At 64.8% G+C, this 18508-nt stretch carries 19 protein-coding genes; 13 read left to right on the top strand and 6 right to left on the bottom strand.

Translation table 11 applies throughout. The annotated features are described in order from the left end of the window. Positions 1–5: 5 nt before the first annotated feature. On the bottom strand, positions 6–221 hold the full coding sequence (locus QCE48_RS07795; protein ID WP_309785365.1) for a hypothetical protein: 216 nt from the start codon (positions 219–221) through the stop codon (positions 6–8). Positions 222–398: 177 nt separating this feature from the next. On the opposite strand from QCE48_RS07795, the gene QCE48_RS07800 reads away from it, so the two are divergent. The 9 genes from QCE48_RS07800 (at position 399) to QCE48_RS07840 (ending at position 9447) form a co-directional block, all read left to right on the top strand. Next, positions 399–752 (top strand): YciI family protein, encoded by a 354-nt coding sequence (locus QCE48_RS07800; RefSeq protein ID WP_309785364.1) that lies wholly within the window; start codon positions 399–401, stop codon positions 750–752. Between the two features lie 295 nt (positions 753–1047). Continuing rightward, on the top strand, positions 1048–1446 hold the full coding sequence (locus QCE48_RS07805) for a VOC family protein (RefSeq protein ID WP_309785363.1): 399 nt from the start codon (positions 1048–1050) through the stop codon (positions 1444–1446). A gap of 5 nt (positions 1447–1451) precedes the next feature. Beyond that, positions 1452–2750: an RNA polymerase sigma factor gene (locus tag QCE48_RS07810; RefSeq protein WP_309788244.1), complete on the top strand. Its 1299-nt coding sequence runs from the start codon at positions 1452–1454 to the stop codon at positions 2748–2750. Between the two features lie 408 nt (positions 2751–3158). Beyond that, positions 3159–4532, top strand: a complete 1374-nt coding sequence (locus QCE48_RS07815) for an MFS transporter (protein WP_309785362.1) — start codon at positions 3159–3161, stop codon at positions 4530–4532. 36 nt (positions 4533–4568) lie between these two features. Further along, complete coding sequence (locus QCE48_RS07820) at positions 4569–5399, top strand: phosphogluconate dehydrogenase C-terminal domain-containing protein (protein ID WP_309785361.1); 831 nt, start codon at positions 4569–4571, stop codon at positions 5397–5399. A gap of 26 nt (positions 5400–5425) precedes the next feature. Further along, positions 5426–6670 carry a ribulose-bisphosphate carboxylase large subunit family protein gene (locus QCE48_RS07825; protein WP_309785360.1) on the top strand — a complete coding sequence of 415 codons (1245 nt, stop codon included), beginning with the start codon at positions 5426–5428 and terminating at the stop codon, positions 6668–6670. After that, positions 6667–8046 carry a 3-oxo-isoapionate kinase OiaK gene (oiaK, locus tag QCE48_RS07830; protein WP_309785359.1) on the top strand — a complete coding sequence of 460 codons (1380 nt, stop codon included), beginning with the start codon at positions 6667–6669 and terminating at the stop codon, positions 8044–8046. The genes QCE48_RS07825 and oiaK overlap by 4 nt, the downstream gene beginning before the upstream one ends. Positions 8047–8117: 71 nt before the next feature. Beyond that, positions 8118–8825 carry a transcriptional regulator NanR gene (locus QCE48_RS07835; RefSeq protein WP_309785358.1) on the top strand — a complete coding sequence of 236 codons (708 nt, stop codon included), beginning with the start codon at positions 8118–8120 and terminating at the stop codon, positions 8823–8825. 28 nt (positions 8826–8853) lie between these two features. Then, positions 8854–9447: an intradiol ring-cleavage dioxygenase gene (locus QCE48_RS07840; protein WP_309785357.1), complete on the top strand. Its 594-nt coding sequence runs from the start codon at positions 8854–8856 to the stop codon at positions 9445–9447. Positions 9448–9458: 11 nt separating this feature from the next. On the opposite strand, the gene QCE48_RS07845 is transcribed toward QCE48_RS07840, so the two are convergent. The 3 genes from QCE48_RS07845 to QCE48_RS07855 form a co-directional block, all read right to left on the bottom strand. After that, positions 9459–9845: a DUF488 family protein gene (locus QCE48_RS07845; RefSeq protein ID WP_309785356.1), complete on the bottom strand. Its 387-nt coding sequence runs from the start codon at positions 9843–9845 to the stop codon at positions 9459–9461. 99 nt (positions 9846–9944) lie between these two features. Beyond that, positions 9945–10280, bottom strand: coding sequence for a superinfection immunity protein (locus QCE48_RS07850; protein ID WP_309785355.1), 336 nt, complete (start codon positions 10278–10280; stop codon positions 9945–9947). A 160-nt stretch (positions 10281–10440) separates the two neighbouring features. Continuing rightward, positions 10441–11427 carry an AraC family transcriptional regulator gene (locus QCE48_RS07855; RefSeq protein ID WP_309785354.1) on the bottom strand — a complete coding sequence of 329 codons (987 nt, stop codon included), beginning with the start codon at positions 11425–11427 and terminating at the stop codon, positions 10441–10443. Between the two features lie 114 nt (positions 11428–11541). Between QCE48_RS07855 and QCE48_RS07860 the strand changes: the two genes are divergently transcribed. Together QCE48_RS07860 and QCE48_RS07865 are read left to right on the top strand one after the other, a co-directional pair. Then, positions 11542–11787, top strand: coding sequence for a hypothetical protein (locus QCE48_RS07860; RefSeq protein ID WP_309785353.1), 246 nt, complete (start codon positions 11542–11544; stop codon positions 11785–11787). 162 nt (positions 11788–11949) lie between these two features. Continuing rightward, positions 11950–12273, top strand: coding sequence for a hypothetical protein (locus QCE48_RS07865; protein ID WP_309785352.1), 324 nt, complete (start codon positions 11950–11952; stop codon positions 12271–12273). A gap of 22 nt (positions 12274–12295) precedes the next feature. Here QCE48_RS07865 and QCE48_RS07870 read toward each other — a convergent pair whose 3' ends face one another. Together QCE48_RS07870 and QCE48_RS07875 are read right to left on the bottom strand one after the other, a co-directional pair. Continuing rightward, positions 12296–13768, bottom strand: a complete 1473-nt coding sequence (locus tag QCE48_RS07870; protein WP_309785351.1) for an NCS1 family nucleobase:cation symporter-1 — start codon at positions 13766–13768, stop codon at positions 12296–12298. 600 nt (positions 13769–14368) lie between these two features. Further along, entirely contained in the window at positions 14369–16336 is a 1968-nt protein-coding gene (locus QCE48_RS07875) for an alkyl sulfatase dimerization domain-containing protein (RefSeq protein WP_309785350.1), read from the bottom strand. A gap of 481 nt (positions 16337–16817) precedes the next feature. Here QCE48_RS07875 and QCE48_RS07880 point away from each other — a divergent pair, with 481 nt between their 5' ends. Both QCE48_RS07880 and QCE48_RS07885 read left to right on the top strand, forming a co-directional pair. Further along, on the top strand, positions 16818–17015 hold the full coding sequence (locus tag QCE48_RS07880; protein ID WP_125469732.1) for a hypothetical protein: 198 nt from the start codon (positions 16818–16820) through the stop codon (positions 17013–17015). Between the two features lie 188 nt (positions 17016–17203). Then, complete coding sequence (locus tag QCE48_RS07885; RefSeq protein ID WP_309785349.1) at positions 17204–18118, top strand: YihY/virulence factor BrkB family protein; 915 nt, start codon at positions 17204–17206, stop codon at positions 18116–18118. The last annotated feature ends 390 nt before the right edge of the window (positions 18119–18508 follow it).

The following is an 18508-nucleotide window of genomic DNA, read 5'->3' on the forward strand; positions in this document are numbered from 1 at the left end:
GGGATTCAGAGCAGGCGCGGGTCGCGTTCGTGAAGAACGTCGACGGCCGGCATGGCGAGGACCGTTGGCGCGGCGATCGGGCTGAAACACAGCCTGGAAGCCAGTGCGCGAACGATGGCGGTGCCGCCCGTGGGACGGCTGGGGTCCGGTTCAGCGTCGCCCTGCGGGTTCGCGAAGACGTATTTCTGACCGATGCAGTCGGACGATGCGGTAAAAAACATCCGGCTTGGGCGGAATAGTACTAATAAACGGCCGTAACAGTGCGTAAAAGGCCGTAACTACTCGTAACGTATGATAAATAAACAATCGTCTGAATAAAGCGCACAGGCCCGGTAGTATTGCCTGCACGCGCGCGCCGGGGTAACTTGGGACACGGCAAATTTTTTCTGGAGATGTTCGTGGCTTACACGCTTTTGATCGTCGAACCGCGCGAACAACGCGGCCAGCGCACCGCAGAAGAGGGCCGGGCCGTCTACGGACGCATGCTCGAATTCGCCGGAAAACTAGAGGCGCGCGGCGTGCTGCGCGCGGCCGAGTCGCTCGCGTCGGACAAAGATGGCGTGCGTCTGCAGAAGCGCGACGGCGAGGCGAGACTCGTCGACGGCCCGTTCGCAGAGGCAAAAGAGATGATCGGCGGATTTTTCCTGCTCGACGTCGACACGCGCGACGAAGCGGTAGCGATTGCTGCCGAATGCCCGGCTGCCGAGTGGTGCACCGTCGAAGTCCGCAAGGTTGGGCCGTGCTTTACCTGAAGCGTGCGTGGACGTCGGGCCGGTAATTTTGATGCGGCGTGTCGATTCGGCCCGGCCTCGAACGTTGTGAGGACAGGAGGCCGCGCGGGTGCGTCGCGGCCTGCACGCCGCTCGCAGCACACAACATGGCCGAATTCGCCAAAAAGCCCGAAGGCGATGCAACGCGTCGCGAAACTGATGCAGGCCTTCTCGATCATGGACCGCATGGTCGGAAAGGATTTCGAAGACGGCCTGAACGACCTTAAAACGCTCGCCGAAGCGCACTGAAGCGCTCACCAACCGGAGACTGACCGCCATGCACAAGCAGATTTTCGTGAACCTGCCCGTCAAGGACCTCAAGCGTTCGATGACCTTCTTCAAGGCGCTCGGCCTGAGCTTCGATCCGCAGTTCACCAATGACAAGGGTGCGTGCCTCGTCATCGGCGAGAACATTTTCGCGATGCTGCTGGTCGAGGATTTCTTCCAGGGCTTCACGTCGAAGGCGATCGTCGACGCCGAGCAAAGCACCGAAGTGCTCGTGTGCCTGTCGTGCGAGAGCCGCGTCGAAGTGGACGAACTCGTCGCCAAGGCCGTCGCGGCGGGCGGGCGCGCGCCGCGGCCGCCGCTGGATCACGGCTTCATGTACGGACACGGCTTCGAGGATCTCGACGGCCACATCTGGGAACTCGTGCACATGGCACCGGAAGCCGCCTGAACGTGGTGAAGCCAGCGGCGGGCAGCCAGACCGACAGCGCGAGCGCGACGCATCGCGCGATCGAAGCGGTCTGGCGGATCGAATCGGCGAAGGTGATCGCGGGCGTTGCGCGCATCGTGCGCGACGTCGCGCTCGCCGAGGAATTCGCGCAGGATGCGCTCGTCGCCGCACTCGAGCGCTGGAGCGAAACGGGCGTGCCCGACAACCCGGGAGCGTGGCTCATGACGACAGCGAAGAACCGCGCGTTCGACCGCCTGCGACAGGAGGCGCTGCACGCCCGCAAGCACGAGGAACTGGGCCGCGAGCTCGATGCGCTCGAGATGCACGTCGTGCCCGATTTCGTCGATGCGCTAGATGCCGCGCGCGAGGACGACATCGGCGACGATCTGTTGCGGCTCGTCTTCACCGCCTGCCACCCGGTGCTGTCGCTCGACGCGCGCGTCGCGCTGACGCTGCGCCTGATCGGCGGGCTCACGACGGACGAGATCGCGCGGGCGTTTCTCGTCGCCGAGCCGACGATCGCGCAGCGCATCGTGCGCGCGAAGCGCACGCTGTCGGCGGCTCGCGTGCCGTTCGAGGTGCCGAAGGCGGATGCGCGCGCGGCGCGGCTTTCGTCCGTGCTGGAGGTGATCTACCTGATTTTCAACGAAGGCTATTCGGCCACCGCCGGCGACGATCTGCTGCGTCCCGCGCTCTGCGAAGACGCGCTCAGGCTCGGACGCATCCTCGCCGGACTCGCGCCGGACGAGAGCGAAGTGCACGGCCTCGTCGCGCTGATGGAGATTCAGGCGTCGCGGATGCGCTCGCGGGTCGACGGGGAGGGGCGGCCGGTGCTCTTGCCGGATCAGGATCGCAGCCGCTGGGACCCGCTACTGATCCGGCGCGGGCTCGCGGCGCTCAGGCGTTCGGAAGCGCTCGGCGGGGCGCGCGGCGTCTACGCGCTACAGGCCGCGCTCGCCGCGTGCCACGCGCGCGCGCCGAGCGCCGACGCCACCGACTGGCCGATGATCGTCGCGCTCTACGATGCGCTTCAGCAAGTGGCGCCTTCGCCCGTGGTCGAGTTGAACCGCGCGGTCGCGATCGGCATGGCGTTCGGGCCGCAGGCGGCGCTCGACATCGCCGATTCGCTCGCGGCGCAGCCGACGCTCGCGCGTTACCACTGGCTGCCGAGCGTGCGCGCCGATCTGCTTGCGAAGCTCGGACGCCGCGACGAAGCGCGCGCCGAGTTCGAACGCGCTGCCGCGATGACGCGTAATGCGCGGGAGCGTGAGTTTTTGCTGGGACGGGCGCGGGAGACGGATTGAAGCGCGTCGAACGGTTCGCTGGCGGACGTTGACGCAGAACAGGGGATTTGGCGCGAGCATCACGGCGCTTCGAAGGACTGGCTGCCACTAGACGCGCAGCCTCAGTTCGTTCTACTTTACATAACACAAATTATCGCAGTTTTGTGTGTAGGTCCCAAGTTCAAATGTCCGGTTTTCCGCGCCCAAGCGTTCCTGCGACATCCCTGCATAGACGGTTTCCCTCGCACGGCTGCTTTGATCGTTCGAAGCAGCCGCTTTGCTTCGCGGCGCCGAATCCCGCAACTCAATCGCCGCTTTTCGTCCTCGCGTAATCCCCGATGTCCACTGATCACACCTCATGGTCTACTCATCACACCACAAGAACAAAAAGACGGTTCCACATCCATCCACGTAGTCGGAGGAGGCGAAATGCAAAGTGCAGCAGATCTCCAGGCGGTCGAGAAATCGGCCATACGCAAGGTGTCGCTACGTCTCGTGCCCTTCGTGGCGCTGATGTTCTTCATCAACTTCCTCGACCGGACCGCGATCTCCTTCGCCGGCCCCAACGGGATGACCAAGGATCTCGGTCTCACCGCCGCGCAGTTCGGACTCGCGGCCGGCGTGTTCTTCATCGGCTACATCCTGCTCGAAATCCCGAGCAATCTCGCGCTCCACAAGTTCGGCGCCCGCCGCTGGCTCGCGCGGATCATGGTGACGTGGGGCATTGTCGCCCTGCTCTTCACCTGGGTCAGCAGCATTCCGGGTCTCTACACGCTGCGCTTCCTGCTCGGCGTCGCGGAAGCCGGCTTCTTTCCCGGCGCGATCCTGTTCCTCAGCATGTGGGTGCCCGCGCGCCATCGCAGTCACATCCTCGCCCTGTTCTATCTCGCGCAGCCGCTCACCATCGTGATCGGCGCGCCCGTCGCGGCGCTCCTCATCGAAGCGCAGGGCGCCTTCGGGCTCGCCGGCTGGCGGATCATGTTCTTCGGCGTGGCGGTGCCGGCAATCATCGTCGGGTTCATCGCGTGGTTCTATCTCGCCGATCGCCCGTCGCAGGCGAAATGGCTCACGCCCGCCGAGCAGACCTGGCTCACCGCCGAACTCGAAGCCGAGGAACGCGCGAAAACCGTCGCCGCCGCGCCGCACACGCTGCGTCCCGGCGCCGCGATGACAAGCGGCCGCGTGTGGGTGTTCGCGCTGATGTACTTCGGCCTGATCTACGGCCTCTACGCGCTGGCGTTCTTCCTGCCGACGATCATCGGCGGCTTCGAAGGCCGGTTCGGCACGCACTTCAACGTGTTCCAGAAAGGCCTGATCACCGCGATTCCTTACCTGCCGGCCGCGCTCGCCCTGTTCCTGTGGAGCCGCAACGCAACCAAACGCGGCGTGCGGGCCTGGCACATCGGCATCCCGGCGCTGATCGGCGCGGCGAGCATTCCGCTTGCGCTCTACATGAAGTCGCCGACCGCGAGCATCGCCGTCATCACGGTGACGGCCTGCGCGATCTTCTCCGCGCTGCCGAACTTCTGGGCGCTGCCCGCGCGTTTCCTGTCCGGCGCGGCGGCCGCGGCGGGCATCGCGCTCATCAACACGGTCGGCAATCTCGCGGGTTTCGTCGCGCCGTACATCACGGGCGCCGTGAAGGACGCGACCGGTTCCTATCAGGCGCCGATGTTCATCGTCGGGGCGTTCATGCTGCTCTCCGCAGGACTCGCGTTCGCGATCGGCTCGACGACCTCGCGTCGGCCGGCCGCGGAAGCGTCCGTCCCGGTCGGCCTGAACGCGCATTCGCACACGAAATAAGCGCTTCGACGCGCTCACTCTCTGGAGATCCACGAAATGACCGAAAAGATCGCACTCTTTGGCGCAGGCGGAAAGATGGGCTACCGCCTGAGCAGCAACCTGCTGAAATCGGATTACCGCGTCGCGCACGTCGAGCCGGGCGAAGGCGGCAGAAAGCGGCTGAAGGACGACCTGGGCGTCGAATGCGTGTCGGCGGACGCGGCCATCGACGGCGCCGATGTCGTGATCCTCGCCGTGCCCGACACGCTGATCGGCAAGCTGAGTCACGAAATCGCGCCGAAGCTGCGTCCCGGCACGATGGTGATGACGCTCGATGCCGCAGCGCCCTTCGCCGGCCATCTGCCGGACCGGTCCGACCTGACCTACTTCGTCGCGCATCCGTGCCATCCGCTGATCTTCAACGACGAATCGACGACCGAGGCGCGCCGCGACTTCTTCGGCGGCGCCCACGCGAAGCAGTCGATCACGAGCGCGCTGATGCAGGGCCCGGAGGAAGCGTTCGATCTGGGCGAGGCGGTCGCGAAAGTGATCTACGCGCCGATCCTGCGCTCGTACCGGCTGACGGTCGACCAGATGGCGCTGCTGGAGCCGGGCCTCTCCGAGACGATCTGCGCGACCCTGCTCTACGTGATGCGCGAAGCGATGGAGGAAACCGTGAAGCGCGGCGTGCCGAAGGAAGCGGCGCGCGATTTCCTGCTCGGCCACATGAACATCCTGGGCGCGGTGATCTTCAACGAAATTCCGGGCGCGTTTTCCGACGCCTGCAACAAGGCGATCGAGTTCGGCAAGCCGCGCCTCATGCGCGACGACTGGAAGAACGTCTTCGAGCGCGAGGAAATCGCCGAAAGCATCCGCCGCATCACCTGAAACCGCACTCGTCGAGGAAACCCATCGTGACCGAACGCATCCACGCCACGTACTGGCTCGAAACCGGCGTCGATCCGCAGCTCGCCGCCGATGTCATCGCGGGCGAGCAGTCGAGTGGCACCTTCGTCGCGCTGCCCACCGAGACGCCCGAACTAAAAGCGCGCTCGGGTGCACGCGTCGAGCGCCTCGACGTGCTCGACCGCGCCGACACGCCGAGCCTGCCGGGCGGCATCGAATCGAAGGTGTACACGCGCTGCGCGCTCGAACTCTCGTGGCCGATCGACAACCTGGGGCCGTCGCTGCCGAACCTGATGTCGACGATCGCCGGCAACCTGTTCGAGCTGCGTCAGGTGTCCGGCTTGCGGCTCACCGGCCTGCGGCTTCCGCCGTCGTTCTCCCGCGCCTATCCGGGGCCGGCGTTCGGCATCGACGGCACGCGCCGGCTCGCGGGCGTCGAGCGCGGACCGCTGATCGGCACGATCATCAAGCCGAGCGTGGGCTTGTCGCCGGACGAAACCGCGCAACAGGTGAAGGAACTGGTGGCGGGCGGCATCGACTTCATCAAGGACGACGAACTGCAGGGCGACGGCTCGCATTGCCCGTTCGACGAGCGCGTGCGCGCGGTGATGCGCGTCGTGAACGAGCACGCGGATCGCACCGGCAAGAAGGCGATGGTCGCCTTCAACATCACCGGCGATCTTGACCAGATGAAGCGCCGCCACGATCTCGTGCTCGCCGAAGGCGGCACCTGCGTGATGGCGGTGCTCAATTCGATCGGGCTCGTCGGCATGCACGAGTTGCGGCGTCACAGCCAGTTGCCGATTCACGCGCATCGCGCGGGCTGGGGTTATCTGTCGCGCAGTCCGGAACTCGGCTGGGATTACGCGCCGTGGCAGATGATCTGGCGCCTAGCGGGCGCGGATCACCTGCACGTGAACGGCCTGCGCAACAAGTTCAGCGAACCCGACGACAGCGTGATCGCCGCCGCGCGCGCCGTGCTCGCGCCCGTGATGGCCGACGCGCCGATGCCCGCGATGCCGGTGTTCAGTTCCGGCCAGACGGGTCTCCAGGCGGCCGACACCTTCGCCGCGATCGGCTGCGCGGACCTGATCCATACCGCGGGCGGCGGGATCTTCGGTCATCCGGGCGGCGTCGCGGCGGGCGTCGAGGCGCTGCGCGAGTCGTGGGTCGCGGCGATCGAAGGCGTGCCGCTGGAACGGCACGCGCAGCGCCATCCGGCGCTTGCCGCCGCGCTGGAGTTCTGGCGATGAGCGCGCATCCGGAGGACTGGCCCGACGGCCTCCTGCTCGCATACTACGGCGACGATTTCACCGGCTCGACCGACGCGATGGAGGCGATGACGGCCGCGGGCGTCCCCACCCTGCTCTGCCTCGACACGCCCTCGCCCGAACTGCTCGCGCGCTTTCCGGGCGTGCGCTGCGTCGGACTGGCGGGATCGTCGCGCGGACGCAGCCCGAAATGGATGGACGACGCGCTGCCCCCCGCCTTCGACGCGCTAGCCGCGCTCGGCGCGCCGATCCTGCAATACAAGGTCTGCTCGACCTTCGATTCGTCGCCGGCGATCGGCTCGATCGGGCGCGCCATCGACCTGGGCGTGCAGCACATGCCGGGAAACTGGTCGCCGATGATCGTCGGTGCGCCGCGCCTGAAGCGCTACCAGGCGTTCGGTCATCTCTTCGCGGCCGTCGACGGCGCGGGCTACCGGCTCGACCGCCATCCGACGATGTCGCGCCATCCCGTCACGCCGATGAACGAAGCCGACCTGCGCGTGCATCTGCGGCAGCAGACCGAGCGTCGCATCGAACTGATCGACATGGTGCGACTGCGCGCGCCCGAGGCCGCCGCGTCCTGTCGCGCGCTCCAGGGCGACGACACGCCGGTCGTGATGATCGACGTCCTCGACGAGGAAACGCTCGCGGCCGCCGGGCGGCTCGTCTGGGAGAACCGTGGCGCGGGCGTGTTCAGCGCGTCGTCGTCGGGATTGCAATACGCGCTCGCCGCGCACTGGCGCGCGTGCGGCCTCTTGCCCGCGACGCCCGCCCTGCCCGCCGCTCAACCCGTGTCCGCAATCGCCGCCGTAAGCGGCAGTTGCTCGCCCGTCACGGCCGGCCAGATCCAATGGGCGCGCGCAAACGGCTTTTGCGTCGAGCGGCTCGATCTGCGGCGCGCGCTCGACTCGCGTGCAGGCGACGCCGAAATCGCGCGCACGATCGACGTGGCGGAACGGGCGCTGCGGCAAGGACAGAGCGCGCTCGTCTTCAGCGCCGAGGGCCCGGACGATCCCGCCGTGCTCGCCTTCGATTCGATCGCGCGCGACGCCGGCCTCTCGCGTCAGGACGCCGCGCGGCGCGTCGGCGGCGCGCTGGCGGACGTGATGCGGCGCCTCTTGAATCGCGTGGCAGTGCGGCGCGTCGTGGTGGCCGGCGGCGACAGCTCCGGCGAAGTCGCGAGCGCGCTCGGGATTTCGGCGCTGAGCGTCGCCGGCGGGCTCGCGCCGGGCGCACCGCTGTGCCGCGCGTGGTCGAACGAGCCGCGCCGCGACGGTCTCGAAATTGTGCTCAAGGGCGGACAGATCGGCGATGCGTCGTTTTTCGGGGCGGTCCGCGAAGGCCGGCTGCCGGACTGACCGCGCGCCTCGCTTTCCGTGCCTGCGTGGTAATCTCATCAGACCACTTAGTCAAACGCACGGAAGAATCAATGGCTGAAATCGTTCAGCGTCGCAAGCTCTATCAGGAAGTGCTCGACCGGCTGATGGAACGCATCCGCACCGGCGAAATCGCGCCCGGTGCGCAGCTTCCGTCCGAACGCGAGCTGATGGAAATCTATGGCGTCGGGCGGCCCGCGATCCGCGAGGCACTGCAAACGCTCGAACGCTCGGGCATCGTCGAGATCGTGCATGGCGAACGCGCGCGCGTCGTCGTGCCGACGGCCGAACGCCTGATCGCGCAGATCGCGGGCGGCGCGATGCATCTTTTGCGCACCCAGCCCGACATGCTGGAACATCTGAAGCACGCGCGCATGTTTCTCGAAACCGGCACCGCGCGCATGGCGGCCGAACGCGCCAGCGAGGAAGACGTCGCCCGGCTGCAACTGAAAGTGGCGCAGCAGCGCGCGTCGATGGTCAATCTGGAAGAATTCATCGAGCGCGACATGGCGTTTCATCGCGAGATCGCGCAGATCAGCGGCAATCCGATTTTTCCGTCGATCGTCGAGTCGCTGTTCAGATGGGCGGGCGAATACTACCGGCCGATGGTCCGCGCGCCGGGCGCCGAGGAACTCACGCTCGCGGAGCACCAGCGGATCGTCGATGCGATCGGCGCGCGCGACGGCGACGCCGCGGCGGAAGCGATGCGCGCGCATCTGAGCCGCGCGAACGAGCTGTACCGGACGTTGATCCGCACTTAGCGAGCGAAAGCGGCAAGGAGCATCGGCGATGCGTGCGAAAAACGGGAACCTGCGGCGGCGCGATTTTCTGCGCCGCCTTGGCGCGGCCTCGGCGGTGCTCTGGTGGTCGATGGAGACGGCGCACGCCGAAGAACCGACGCCCGCCTGCGCCGACGATCATCACGCCACGCCCCGGCAAACCGCCGGCCCGTTCTTCCTGCCGAACTCGCCGGAGCGAACGAGCCTCGTCGAAGCGGGCATCGAAGGCACGCGGATCGTGCTGACGGGACGCGTCGTGTCGGCGCGATGCCAGCCGGTCGCGGGCGCGCTGCTCGACTTCTGGCACGCGGACGACGCCGGCCAATACGACGTCGACGGATTTCGCCTGCGCGGCCATCAGTTCGCCGACAGCGACGGCCGATACCGCATCGAAACCATCGTGCCGGGCCGCTATCCCGGGCGGACGCGGCACTTTCACGTATCGGTGCAGGCGCCGCATCGGCCGGTGCTCGTCACGCAGCTTTATTTTCCCCGCGAGCCGGAAAACGCGCGCGACGGGCTGTTCGACCGGCGCCTTTTGATGTCGATCGACGAAAGCGGCAAACCGCAGGCAGCGCGCTTCGACTTCGTCGTCGCCACTTGAAGCGCCCTGCTTCAGGCGATGGTCGCGCCGCGATCCGCGAGCATGTGCCGGAGAATGCCGCGATGACAGTGGCGCTCGTCGTCGCAATAACAGCCGATTGAAAAGTTGGACGTCTTCGACAGCGCGGCAAGCAGGTCGAGCACCTTGCTCGCGTCGCCAGCGTTCATTTCCGCGCGGAATTTGCGTTCGAACGCCGACCATTGCGCGTCGTCGGTGGCGTTTCTGCCCTGGGGCATCAACTCCGCGCTCGGCGAGAGGATCGGCAGCCAGACGTCGTAATAGTCGCGCGAGGCGAATTCGGCCTTCGGCACGCCGCGCGGCGGCCGGCGCACCGTGCCGATGCGCAAACCTTCGTCTTCCACGCGCGCGCTGCCCAGCTGAATGATGCGGATACTCATGCGCCTTTCCCCATGCCTTTTCGATAACGATGCCGTCGCACGGAATGTGACCCGCGCGTCGCACGCGTCACGAGGCACATCGCATGAAGCGCTGCGCGATCAATCCCCGCTGCCGCGCTCCATGCCGTGCGCGAAGCCAATTCCCGCGCGCCGTGCGCCGCGTGCGCGGGCGCGCGACACGATCGCATCGACGGTATGGTGCGCCGACGCCCGGCGATTCTTCTTCGCGACACGCCCGAGCATGCGCGCGCTGTCGGGATGAAACGCCCAGAACAGGGCGGCGATCCAGCCGATCACGGTCCAGCCGAACAGCAGGTTGAACAGCGCGAGCAACAGCACCGAGCGGCGTTTGGTGCGGTCGGCGAGAATCGCGGGTAGCAGATAGATCCCGGTCACGGCGATCGCCGCGACTACTTCAAGCAATACCTTCAGCATGTGTGCTCCCATCGGCCGTCGTGGCCCTGGCGACCCTATGCCGCATCGATTCGTGCGGCGGGGGTGATCGGAACATGCTAGGCACGGCATCCGGATGGATCAATGTCGTTTGCAACAAAAGACTGTTCGCGCGGCGATTGCGCGTCGGCCGCCGGGCGGGTCATTCGGTTTGCGCGCCTCGTGCGTTCTCGCGGCCGCCCGACGCGCGCCAGCGCGCCGGCGTCACCCCGATGTGGCGCTTGAAGACGCGCTGGAACGCGGCGTCGGACTGATAGCCGACCGATTCGCCGATCTGCGCGACGGGCGACGCCGTCTCCAGCAACGCGCGGCCCGCCATCGTCATGCGCACTTCGGTGAGCACGTCGGTCGCCGAGCGGCCGATCGCCTCCTGGAACTGGCGCACGAACGTCGCCCGCGACATGTTGCAGAGGGCGGCGAACTGGTCGAGCGTCCACGCTTGGCCGGGCCGCTCGAACATCGCCATCAGCGCCGCCGACAGACGCGGCCGCGCCGCGAGCGCCAAGAGGCCCGAGGGCGGTTGCGAACCCTCGCTCGCGAAGCGCAGCGTCAGCGCGAAGAGCGCCCCTGACAGGTGGCTCACGAGCGACGCGCTGCCCGGGCCTTCGTCAGCGGCTTCTTCCCGCATCAATTCGATCAGGCGTCGCAGGCGCGAGGCGCTCGGGAGCGCTTCGGCGGACGGATGCGCCGGTTCGGCGCCCGCCGCGCTGCGCACGACCAGCCTCCCCGGCAGATGATCGCGCAGCAGCCGCTCGGGCATCGCGCCGAGCAGGAACCGGCCGCACAGGATGTCGGCGGCATCGTCCTCTTCGTCGTGCCGCGAACCGTTGCCGGCGACGGCAAAGCCGTTGCCCTGATGCTCGTCGACGGGCCGCGGCGGCTTGCCGCTGCCATCGTGGATACGGTGCGCGGAACCGCCCGGAAACACGACGATATCGCCCGCGATCAATTGTTGCGGCGCACTGTTGCCGTCCTCGACGATTGCGCTGCCGGACAGCAGCACGTGATAGGGAATCTCGCGCACGCCGGCGGCTGCGTGCTCGATCGCCCAAGGCGCGCCGAAGTGGCATCTGACATCCAGACGCCCGCTGACGGGCATCAGCGAAAGAAGCCGGCTTAGCAGATCCATGTGTTTTCGGCCGTCGATAGGTAAGAGGAAAGGACGACTGCTTTTAATCTGCGGTTTGCGGCATGAAGGATGCTGAAAGCAACGCACCGGATAACCGGGACCACGGAGACAACCATGAAACCGCTTCGAACGATGATAGCCGCCCTTGCCTTGATCGCGAGCACGAGCGCCTTTGCCCAGAACGATGCCAAGACGCCGCAAAGCGCGAATCAGGGCGCCGCCATGGGCAACGCGGGCAAGAGTGATCCCGCCGCGAATGCGCCGAGCGGCGCCTCGGGCACGTTGATGCAGCAGCGCGAAAAGGGCATGGCCCCCGACAGCGCGTCCGGCGGCAAATCGACCGGGAAGATGAAGCAGTAGCGCTTCGTCGAAAACATTCGTCGCGGCGCCTCGCGCGGTCGTCGGGAATCGCACGCCCGCGCGTGGGTGACTGTTTGCAATTCGTTTCATAATAATGAAGGACGCTTCGTCCTGCCCGGACGCGCAACGAGCACCACGCGCCACTGAAGAGGAAGCCCGACGATGATCACCCGCTTGCTGCCGATCGCCGCCTGCACCGCCCTGCTCGCCGCGTGCGCGCAGGGCGGGCCCGTCGAGTTTTCGATGGGCGGCAATCCGCCGCCGTCCGCGAATGCGCGCGCCGATGCCGACTTTTCCTCGATGGACCGCGCGATGGACGCCTGCAAGCAGTCCGCGAAGCGCGCCGGCGCCGGACCCTGCACGCAGGTGCGCGCCTACGAGGCGTGCATGAAGACGCAGGGCTATATCACCGTGCTCGGCCCGGAAAATCCGCCGGACTGCGGCCAGCCGGCGTGGGAAGAGGACGTGCGCAAGTGGCTCAAATGAGCGCCCGTTCGCGGCCCGCGCGCTACACGCGCTTCGCGCCGCGCATGGCGAGCGTGTAGATCGCGGCACCCGCCACCGCGCCGATCAGCCAGCCGAAGTTGTTCGCCGGCAAGAGCTTGAACAGTTGCGTGCTGATCTCCCAGCCAACCGAGATGAATCCCGACACCAGCAGCGCGACGAGCCCCACGCGGTTCCATCCGCCGTCGTAGTAGAAGCGCCCATTCGGCGACATCGTGTAGAGCTCGGCGGTCTGCACGACCTGCTTCTTGACGAGGTAGAAATCGGCCATCATCACGCCGTACATCGGGGCGAGCACGGCGCCGAACACGGAGACGAAGATCGTGATCGCCTTCGGGCTGTCGACGAAGATCCAAGGGCAGACCAGCACCGCGAGCACCGAGGCGATCAGTCCGCCCTTCTTGAAATCGACGTGCTTCGGGAACAGGTTCGCGATGTCGTACGCCGGCGACACGAAGTTGGCGACGATGTTGATGCCCATCGTCGCGATGATGAACGTCACGCTGCCGATCGCCACCGCGACCTTGTTGTCGATGCGCGAGACGATCTCGACCGGGTCCATGATCATCGTGCCGAAGACTTTGGCGCTGCCCGAGGTCACGATCACCGTGATGATCGCGAACGCGATGAAGTTGACCGGCAGCCCGAGGAAATTGCCGATCTTCATTTGCCGCTCGCTTTTCGCGAACCGCGAGAAATCACCGAAATTGAGCAAGAGCGCGGCGAAATAGCTGATGACGAGCAGGATCGCATTGCCCATGCCGAGGAATTGCGCCGTGCCGGAAAGCTTCTCGCCGCCGAGCGTCAGGTTCAGGCTGTCGAGGCCCGCGCGCGACAGGATCCAGCCCATCAGCACGAACATCACCACGTAGACGGCCGGGCCGCAGAAGTCGATGAACTTGCGGATGATTTCCATCCCGCGCTGGAAGATGACGAGCTGCAAGAGCCACATGAAAAGAAAGCTGACCCAGCCGAGCAGATCGAGGCGCAGGAAACTCGTCTCGCGCAGCGCGATCGCGGAGGGCACGAAGAGCAGCAGGAGCGTCACGACCGCTTTCGATGCGAAATAGGTCTGCACGCCATACCACACGATGCCGACGACGCCGCGAATCAGCGCCGCGAGGTTCGCGCCCATCACGCCCATGCTGACGCGCGCCATCACGGGAAACGGGATGCCGTGCGTGAGGCTCGGCTTGCCGACCCAGTTCATCAGCACGTAGACGACGAAAATCCCCACCGCGAGCGCGATCAGCACCTGCCAGCCGGAGATGCCGAGCAGAAAGAGGCTGGCGGCGAAGGTATAGCCGCCGACGCTGTGCACGTCCGACATCCACATCGCGAAGATGCTGTAGCCGGTCCACGTGCGTTTCGCGCGCGGCACGGGCGCGAGGTCGTGGTTCCAGAGGCGCTCGTTGGCGTCGGTGATGGGCGCATCGCTGTCGAACGCGGATGCGTGGACGACGGGGGTATCGGCCATGATGTCTCCTCGGGTCCGACGGCGCCGGGCGGCGCGCGTCATTCCGCTGACGAAAGGAATAGCTCGACGGCGACTGCCGGCTTGCGTGCATCACATCGACTGCATGGTTCGACTGAACGGCCAAGCTCGCTTCGAGATTACTCGATGCGGCGGGCCGCGTCCGCCTGTTTTTTTGACCTTCGACGATACGTCCGCATCAGACCACGCGGGGGCGGACGAGGGGTGCGGCGTATAGGTGTGGAGGATTGGGAGGGCGTCCGGCTCAGTCCGGCCATGAACGGACGTCGGCCATGAGGATCGTGTGGCCGCACGAAGGTCGGCACCGTCCAGCTAACGGACTTTCGGGGCGCCGCTATTGATCTGGTCAGCCTTCGCCATCAAACATATCCGTTTGGGAGGGCCGCGCCAGTCCTTATTCGAGTTTTTTGGACTTTGCGTACGAGTGGGACTGGATCCCGGCTGCTGCGATGCCCCTTCACGAATCACTTTGGTCACACGCCTAAGTCAAAAGAGCGGTCGGTTACAGATCACCATGCCTATGGTCGATGCTATAAGTCGTCCGCTCTTAAGCTGAACCGGGGGTGGTGCGATGCATCTCGCTCAAGGCTCCGCGATAGTGAACCAGAAATCGAACTTGTCGAAGTTACCCAGCATCTCCTTGAACTTCGCCTTGTCTCCGTCGATGGTCACATCTCCGCTGTCCGTGAGATTGCCCAGTTTTAGCTTGCCAAGTGCGATGTCATCCAGTGTCGAGCGGTTGAGCGTAACCGTGCCATCTACTTTGTCTAGCTGCCTGTCCTTGCTGTAATTCATGACGCCATTCTTTACTTTCAGGACATACTGCGCCTTGATATCAGGGAACTTCAGGTTGTAGACATAGGACTTGTCGCCGACTTTTGGTCCGTTCAGGTGGATGGCAAGAAAGTCGAGGAACATATCGGTCGTCATCCCGCGAATGATGTCTGGAGAACTCGTATTCGGCGTCGCCATTTTCTTGACGCCGCCGCGCAGTTCCTGCGCGCCCGAAAGATAAAAGTTACGGGCCGGCCCCGATTCGGCTTGGTAACCTAATTGTTCTAGCGCGTCCGCCTCGATGTTGCGAGCCGCTTGGTTCTGGGGTTGCGCAAACACAACCTTGTTTGCCACGGTCGCGGCCCATCGATAATCGCCTTTGGCGTATGCTGCCTTTGCTGTCGCGATCATTTTGTCCGCCCCGACCATCTCGACATACCGCTTCGCCTCCTCAACAGGCGGTAACGGATTGAAGTCGGCCGGATTGGCATCCCAGAATCCTAGATAAAGCTGGTACGTGGCGCGAACGTTATGTTTGAGATCGCCGTAATAGCCGCGGTTATAAAATTCTTTCGCCAGACTATCCGGCAGCGCGAACTGTTCGGCGATCTCATTCATCGTAAGACCCTGATTCGCCATACGCAGCGTCTGATCGTTGATGTATTGGTATAGGTCGCGTTGCTTTTCCAGATGTTCGACGACGCGGTCGTTACCCCATTGCGGCCAGTGGTGACTGCCGAATGAAACTACCGCGTCGCCGCCCCATAGGTCGATTGTCTGATCCAGCGTACTTGCCCATTTCTGAGCGCTACGGACCTTCGCACCGCGCAACGTTAGGATGTTGTGAAGGGTGTGGTTTGCATCCTCGGCGAGACAGATCGCCTTGAACTGTGGAAAGTAGAACAGCATTTCGGCTGGCGCTTCAGTGCCTGGCGCCATCTGAAAGACAACATCGATGCCGTCGACCGTCAGCTTCTCTCCCGTCTTGTCAATGATCTTCGTCGGCTCAAACAAGGTAATCGTGCCGGCCGCCGTGGTAAGGCCGAGGCCGCCGCCCACATTGCCTTCCGGGTCCTTCGGCAGAAGATTGCCGTACATGTATGATGCGCGGCGGCTCATGACGTTGCCCGCGAACACATTTTCGCTGACCGCCTCCTCCATAAAGCCTTCCGGCGCAATCACGGGTACTTTGCCGGCGCGTGCATCCTTTTCATCCACTATCGCTCGTATGCCCGCAAAGTGATCGACGTGCGAGTGCGTGAAGATCACGGCGGTGACGGGAAGGTTCTCGACCTTGCTATTGACCAGATCGACGGCAGCTTTCGCGGTTTCCGTGGATGTGAGTGGATCGATTACCACCCAGCCAGTCTTGCCGCGAATGAACGTCATATTGGCTAGGTCGATGTTGCGCACTTGATAAATGCCATCGACAACTTTGAACAGCCCACGAATGCCGAGTAATTGCGATTGCCTCCACAGACTCGGATTAACCGACGCCGGAGCAGGTCCACTTTGCTTCAAGAAGTCGTACTGGGAGAGATCGATTACCGTGTTCCCGGCGCTGCCTTTGATAATTGGATTTGGAAGGTCGGCGATGAAACCGTGCCGGGCATCGTCGAAATCCTGCGTGTTCGAAAACGGCAGGTAATCTGCGACTGCCTGATTGGCTTTCCGAGTCGCGTCAGTAGCAGGATTTGGAGCGGCCTGACCAACGTCGATGCAGCAGGCGAGAGCTAGGACGGCGCAAACCGATTGCATACGAGTTAGTGCAGACATGGGTGGTCTCCGGTCGTGAGAGTCGGCGAAACTTACCTGAGGCTGAATTGCAGCCAAACCCGAATAGGAAAACTTGACTGATTTCGCTTGTCCGCCAGAAGCGCATTCACGCCAATCCGTGTAATCGGTTGCGACCGAGTTAGTTACGACTTGCTTTTTGATTTCGCCCTTAGATGACACCAATATCATAGTTTCGGACAAGTGGTATCCACGCGCTATCCCGGGTAGAGATTGGCGCGGAACCATGATGGCTGACGCCCCGCATTTGCCGCTGAAGTCACATCTTCTCGAACGGCAGTCAGGGCCCGAGAGCAGCCGGCCGCGCTATTTCTGACGTTGGAAGTGGCGGCCGCGCACTTAGCGTCAATGAGCACTGTCGCCTAACATGCCGCCCTTACCGCAGCTACGACCAGACCTCAATGAATCGCGACAGGAACGCCCTGGCCTAAAGTTCGTCTCGCTGGCTGCCGATAAGCCGGACATGAAAAAGAAACGTCTCTCCTCTCGCGACATGCACGACGCCTTCGCCGCTGCCGGCGAGACGCTCGCGCTGATCTGCCGGCTGCGCGGCATCAACGCTTCGGACCTGGCGCCCGAAGAGGTCGACGCGTTCTGGAACATGGCGCTCGATGTCGCCGCCCGCAAGGAGCCGCTTCCCGACGAAGCGCGCCGCAGCTAACGTCGCGCCTGTCGCTCGGGCCTCTTCGCCGCGCCGCTGGCGCGAAACTTGCGGCATCGGACCGTGGCGCGGTATTCCCGCGCCCGTACTGTCCGATTCCCCGATTGCCCGACCGCGCGCGGATCTGCACCCTCGCGTCGCGGCGCCGATGACGGCCGCCCGCCGGTTTTCGGCACGGCGGAGCGCCCATGTCGAAGTTCATTTGGAAGTGTCTCGGTCCGCAAGTGCGCAATGTCGCGCACCATCCCGGCGCGTTCGTGCTGCGCACGCTGAAGGCGTTTCGCGCCAATCAGGGCATGCTGCTGGCGGGCGCGGTCGCGTACTACGCGCTTCTGTCCATCGTGCCGCTCCTGATCCTCATCGTGATCGCGCTGTCCAATCTCGTCGGACAGCAGACGCTCCTCGACAACCTCGCGCGCCTGCTCGAATGGCTCGTCCCCGGTCAGGCCCGCGCGGTCGTGCATGAATTGTCGAATTTCCTCGCGCATCGCGCGGTGATCGGCTGGCTTCTGCTCCTCACGATGATCTTCTTCAGCTCGCTCGCGTTCACCGTGCTGGAAAACGCGATGTCGGTGATCTTCGTGCACCGGGTCGCGATCCGTCGCCGGCACTTCCTGCTCTCCGCGCTCCTGCCGTACTGCTACATCCTGTGCCTTGGCGTGGGCATGCTGATCGTCACGTTCGTGTCGAACGGCCTGCAGGCGATGGGCGCGAGCAGCGTCGACCTGTTCGGCGCCGATGTGTCGCTCAAGGGCTTTTCGCGCGTGCTGCTCTATTTGCTCGGCCTCGCGGGCGAGATTTTCGTGCTCACTTCGATCTATCTCGTGATGCCGGTGGGACGCCCGTCGCTGCGGCACGCGCTGATCGGCGGCGTCACGGCGGCGCTGCTCTGGGAAGTCACGCGGCACGTGCTCGTCTGGTATTTCGCGACGCTTTCGCAGGTGAGCGTCGTCTACGGCTCGCTGACGACGGCGATCGTCGTGCTCTTCAGCCTCGAAGCGCTCGCGACGCTGCTGCTGTTCGGCGCGCAGGTGATCTCCGAATTCGAGCGCTTCGGCACGCCCGCCGACGAGGCCTCGCCGGAGCCGTTTCACACCGGCTGAATCCGGCGCGGCCGCGCGGACAACCGGGACCGAAAACTGCTCATCAGGTGCGCTGGCCGACCGCGTCCGGAAACGCATTTACCGCACCGCCCACGTCCGACTGGCCTGGCCCCGCGCCCTTTGACCGTCAGTTCCCAGCACGAGGAGTCGTGAGCGGGTGCCGGGAATTGCATGGTTTCCGCCACTTTCTCGTAAAATCAGTTGAATCAGGCGTGGCGCCGGCCGGTTCCGTCAGACGAACCGCTGGTTTTCGCTATTTCTCTGCGCCGCATGCGAATAACGCGGCAAAGCTCGCGTCGCGCGCAAACGTTTCCTTTAGGCGCGCCGGGGAAACGCCCGCTCGCGGCCGCGCGTTTTTGCGCTTCGCGCCGCGCTGCATCGAAGGGAACT

The sequence above is a fragment of the Caballeronia sp. LZ024 genome (assembly GCF_031451455.1).
GTDB lineage: Bacteria > Pseudomonadota > Gammaproteobacteria > Burkholderiales > Burkholderiaceae > Caballeronia > Caballeronia telluris.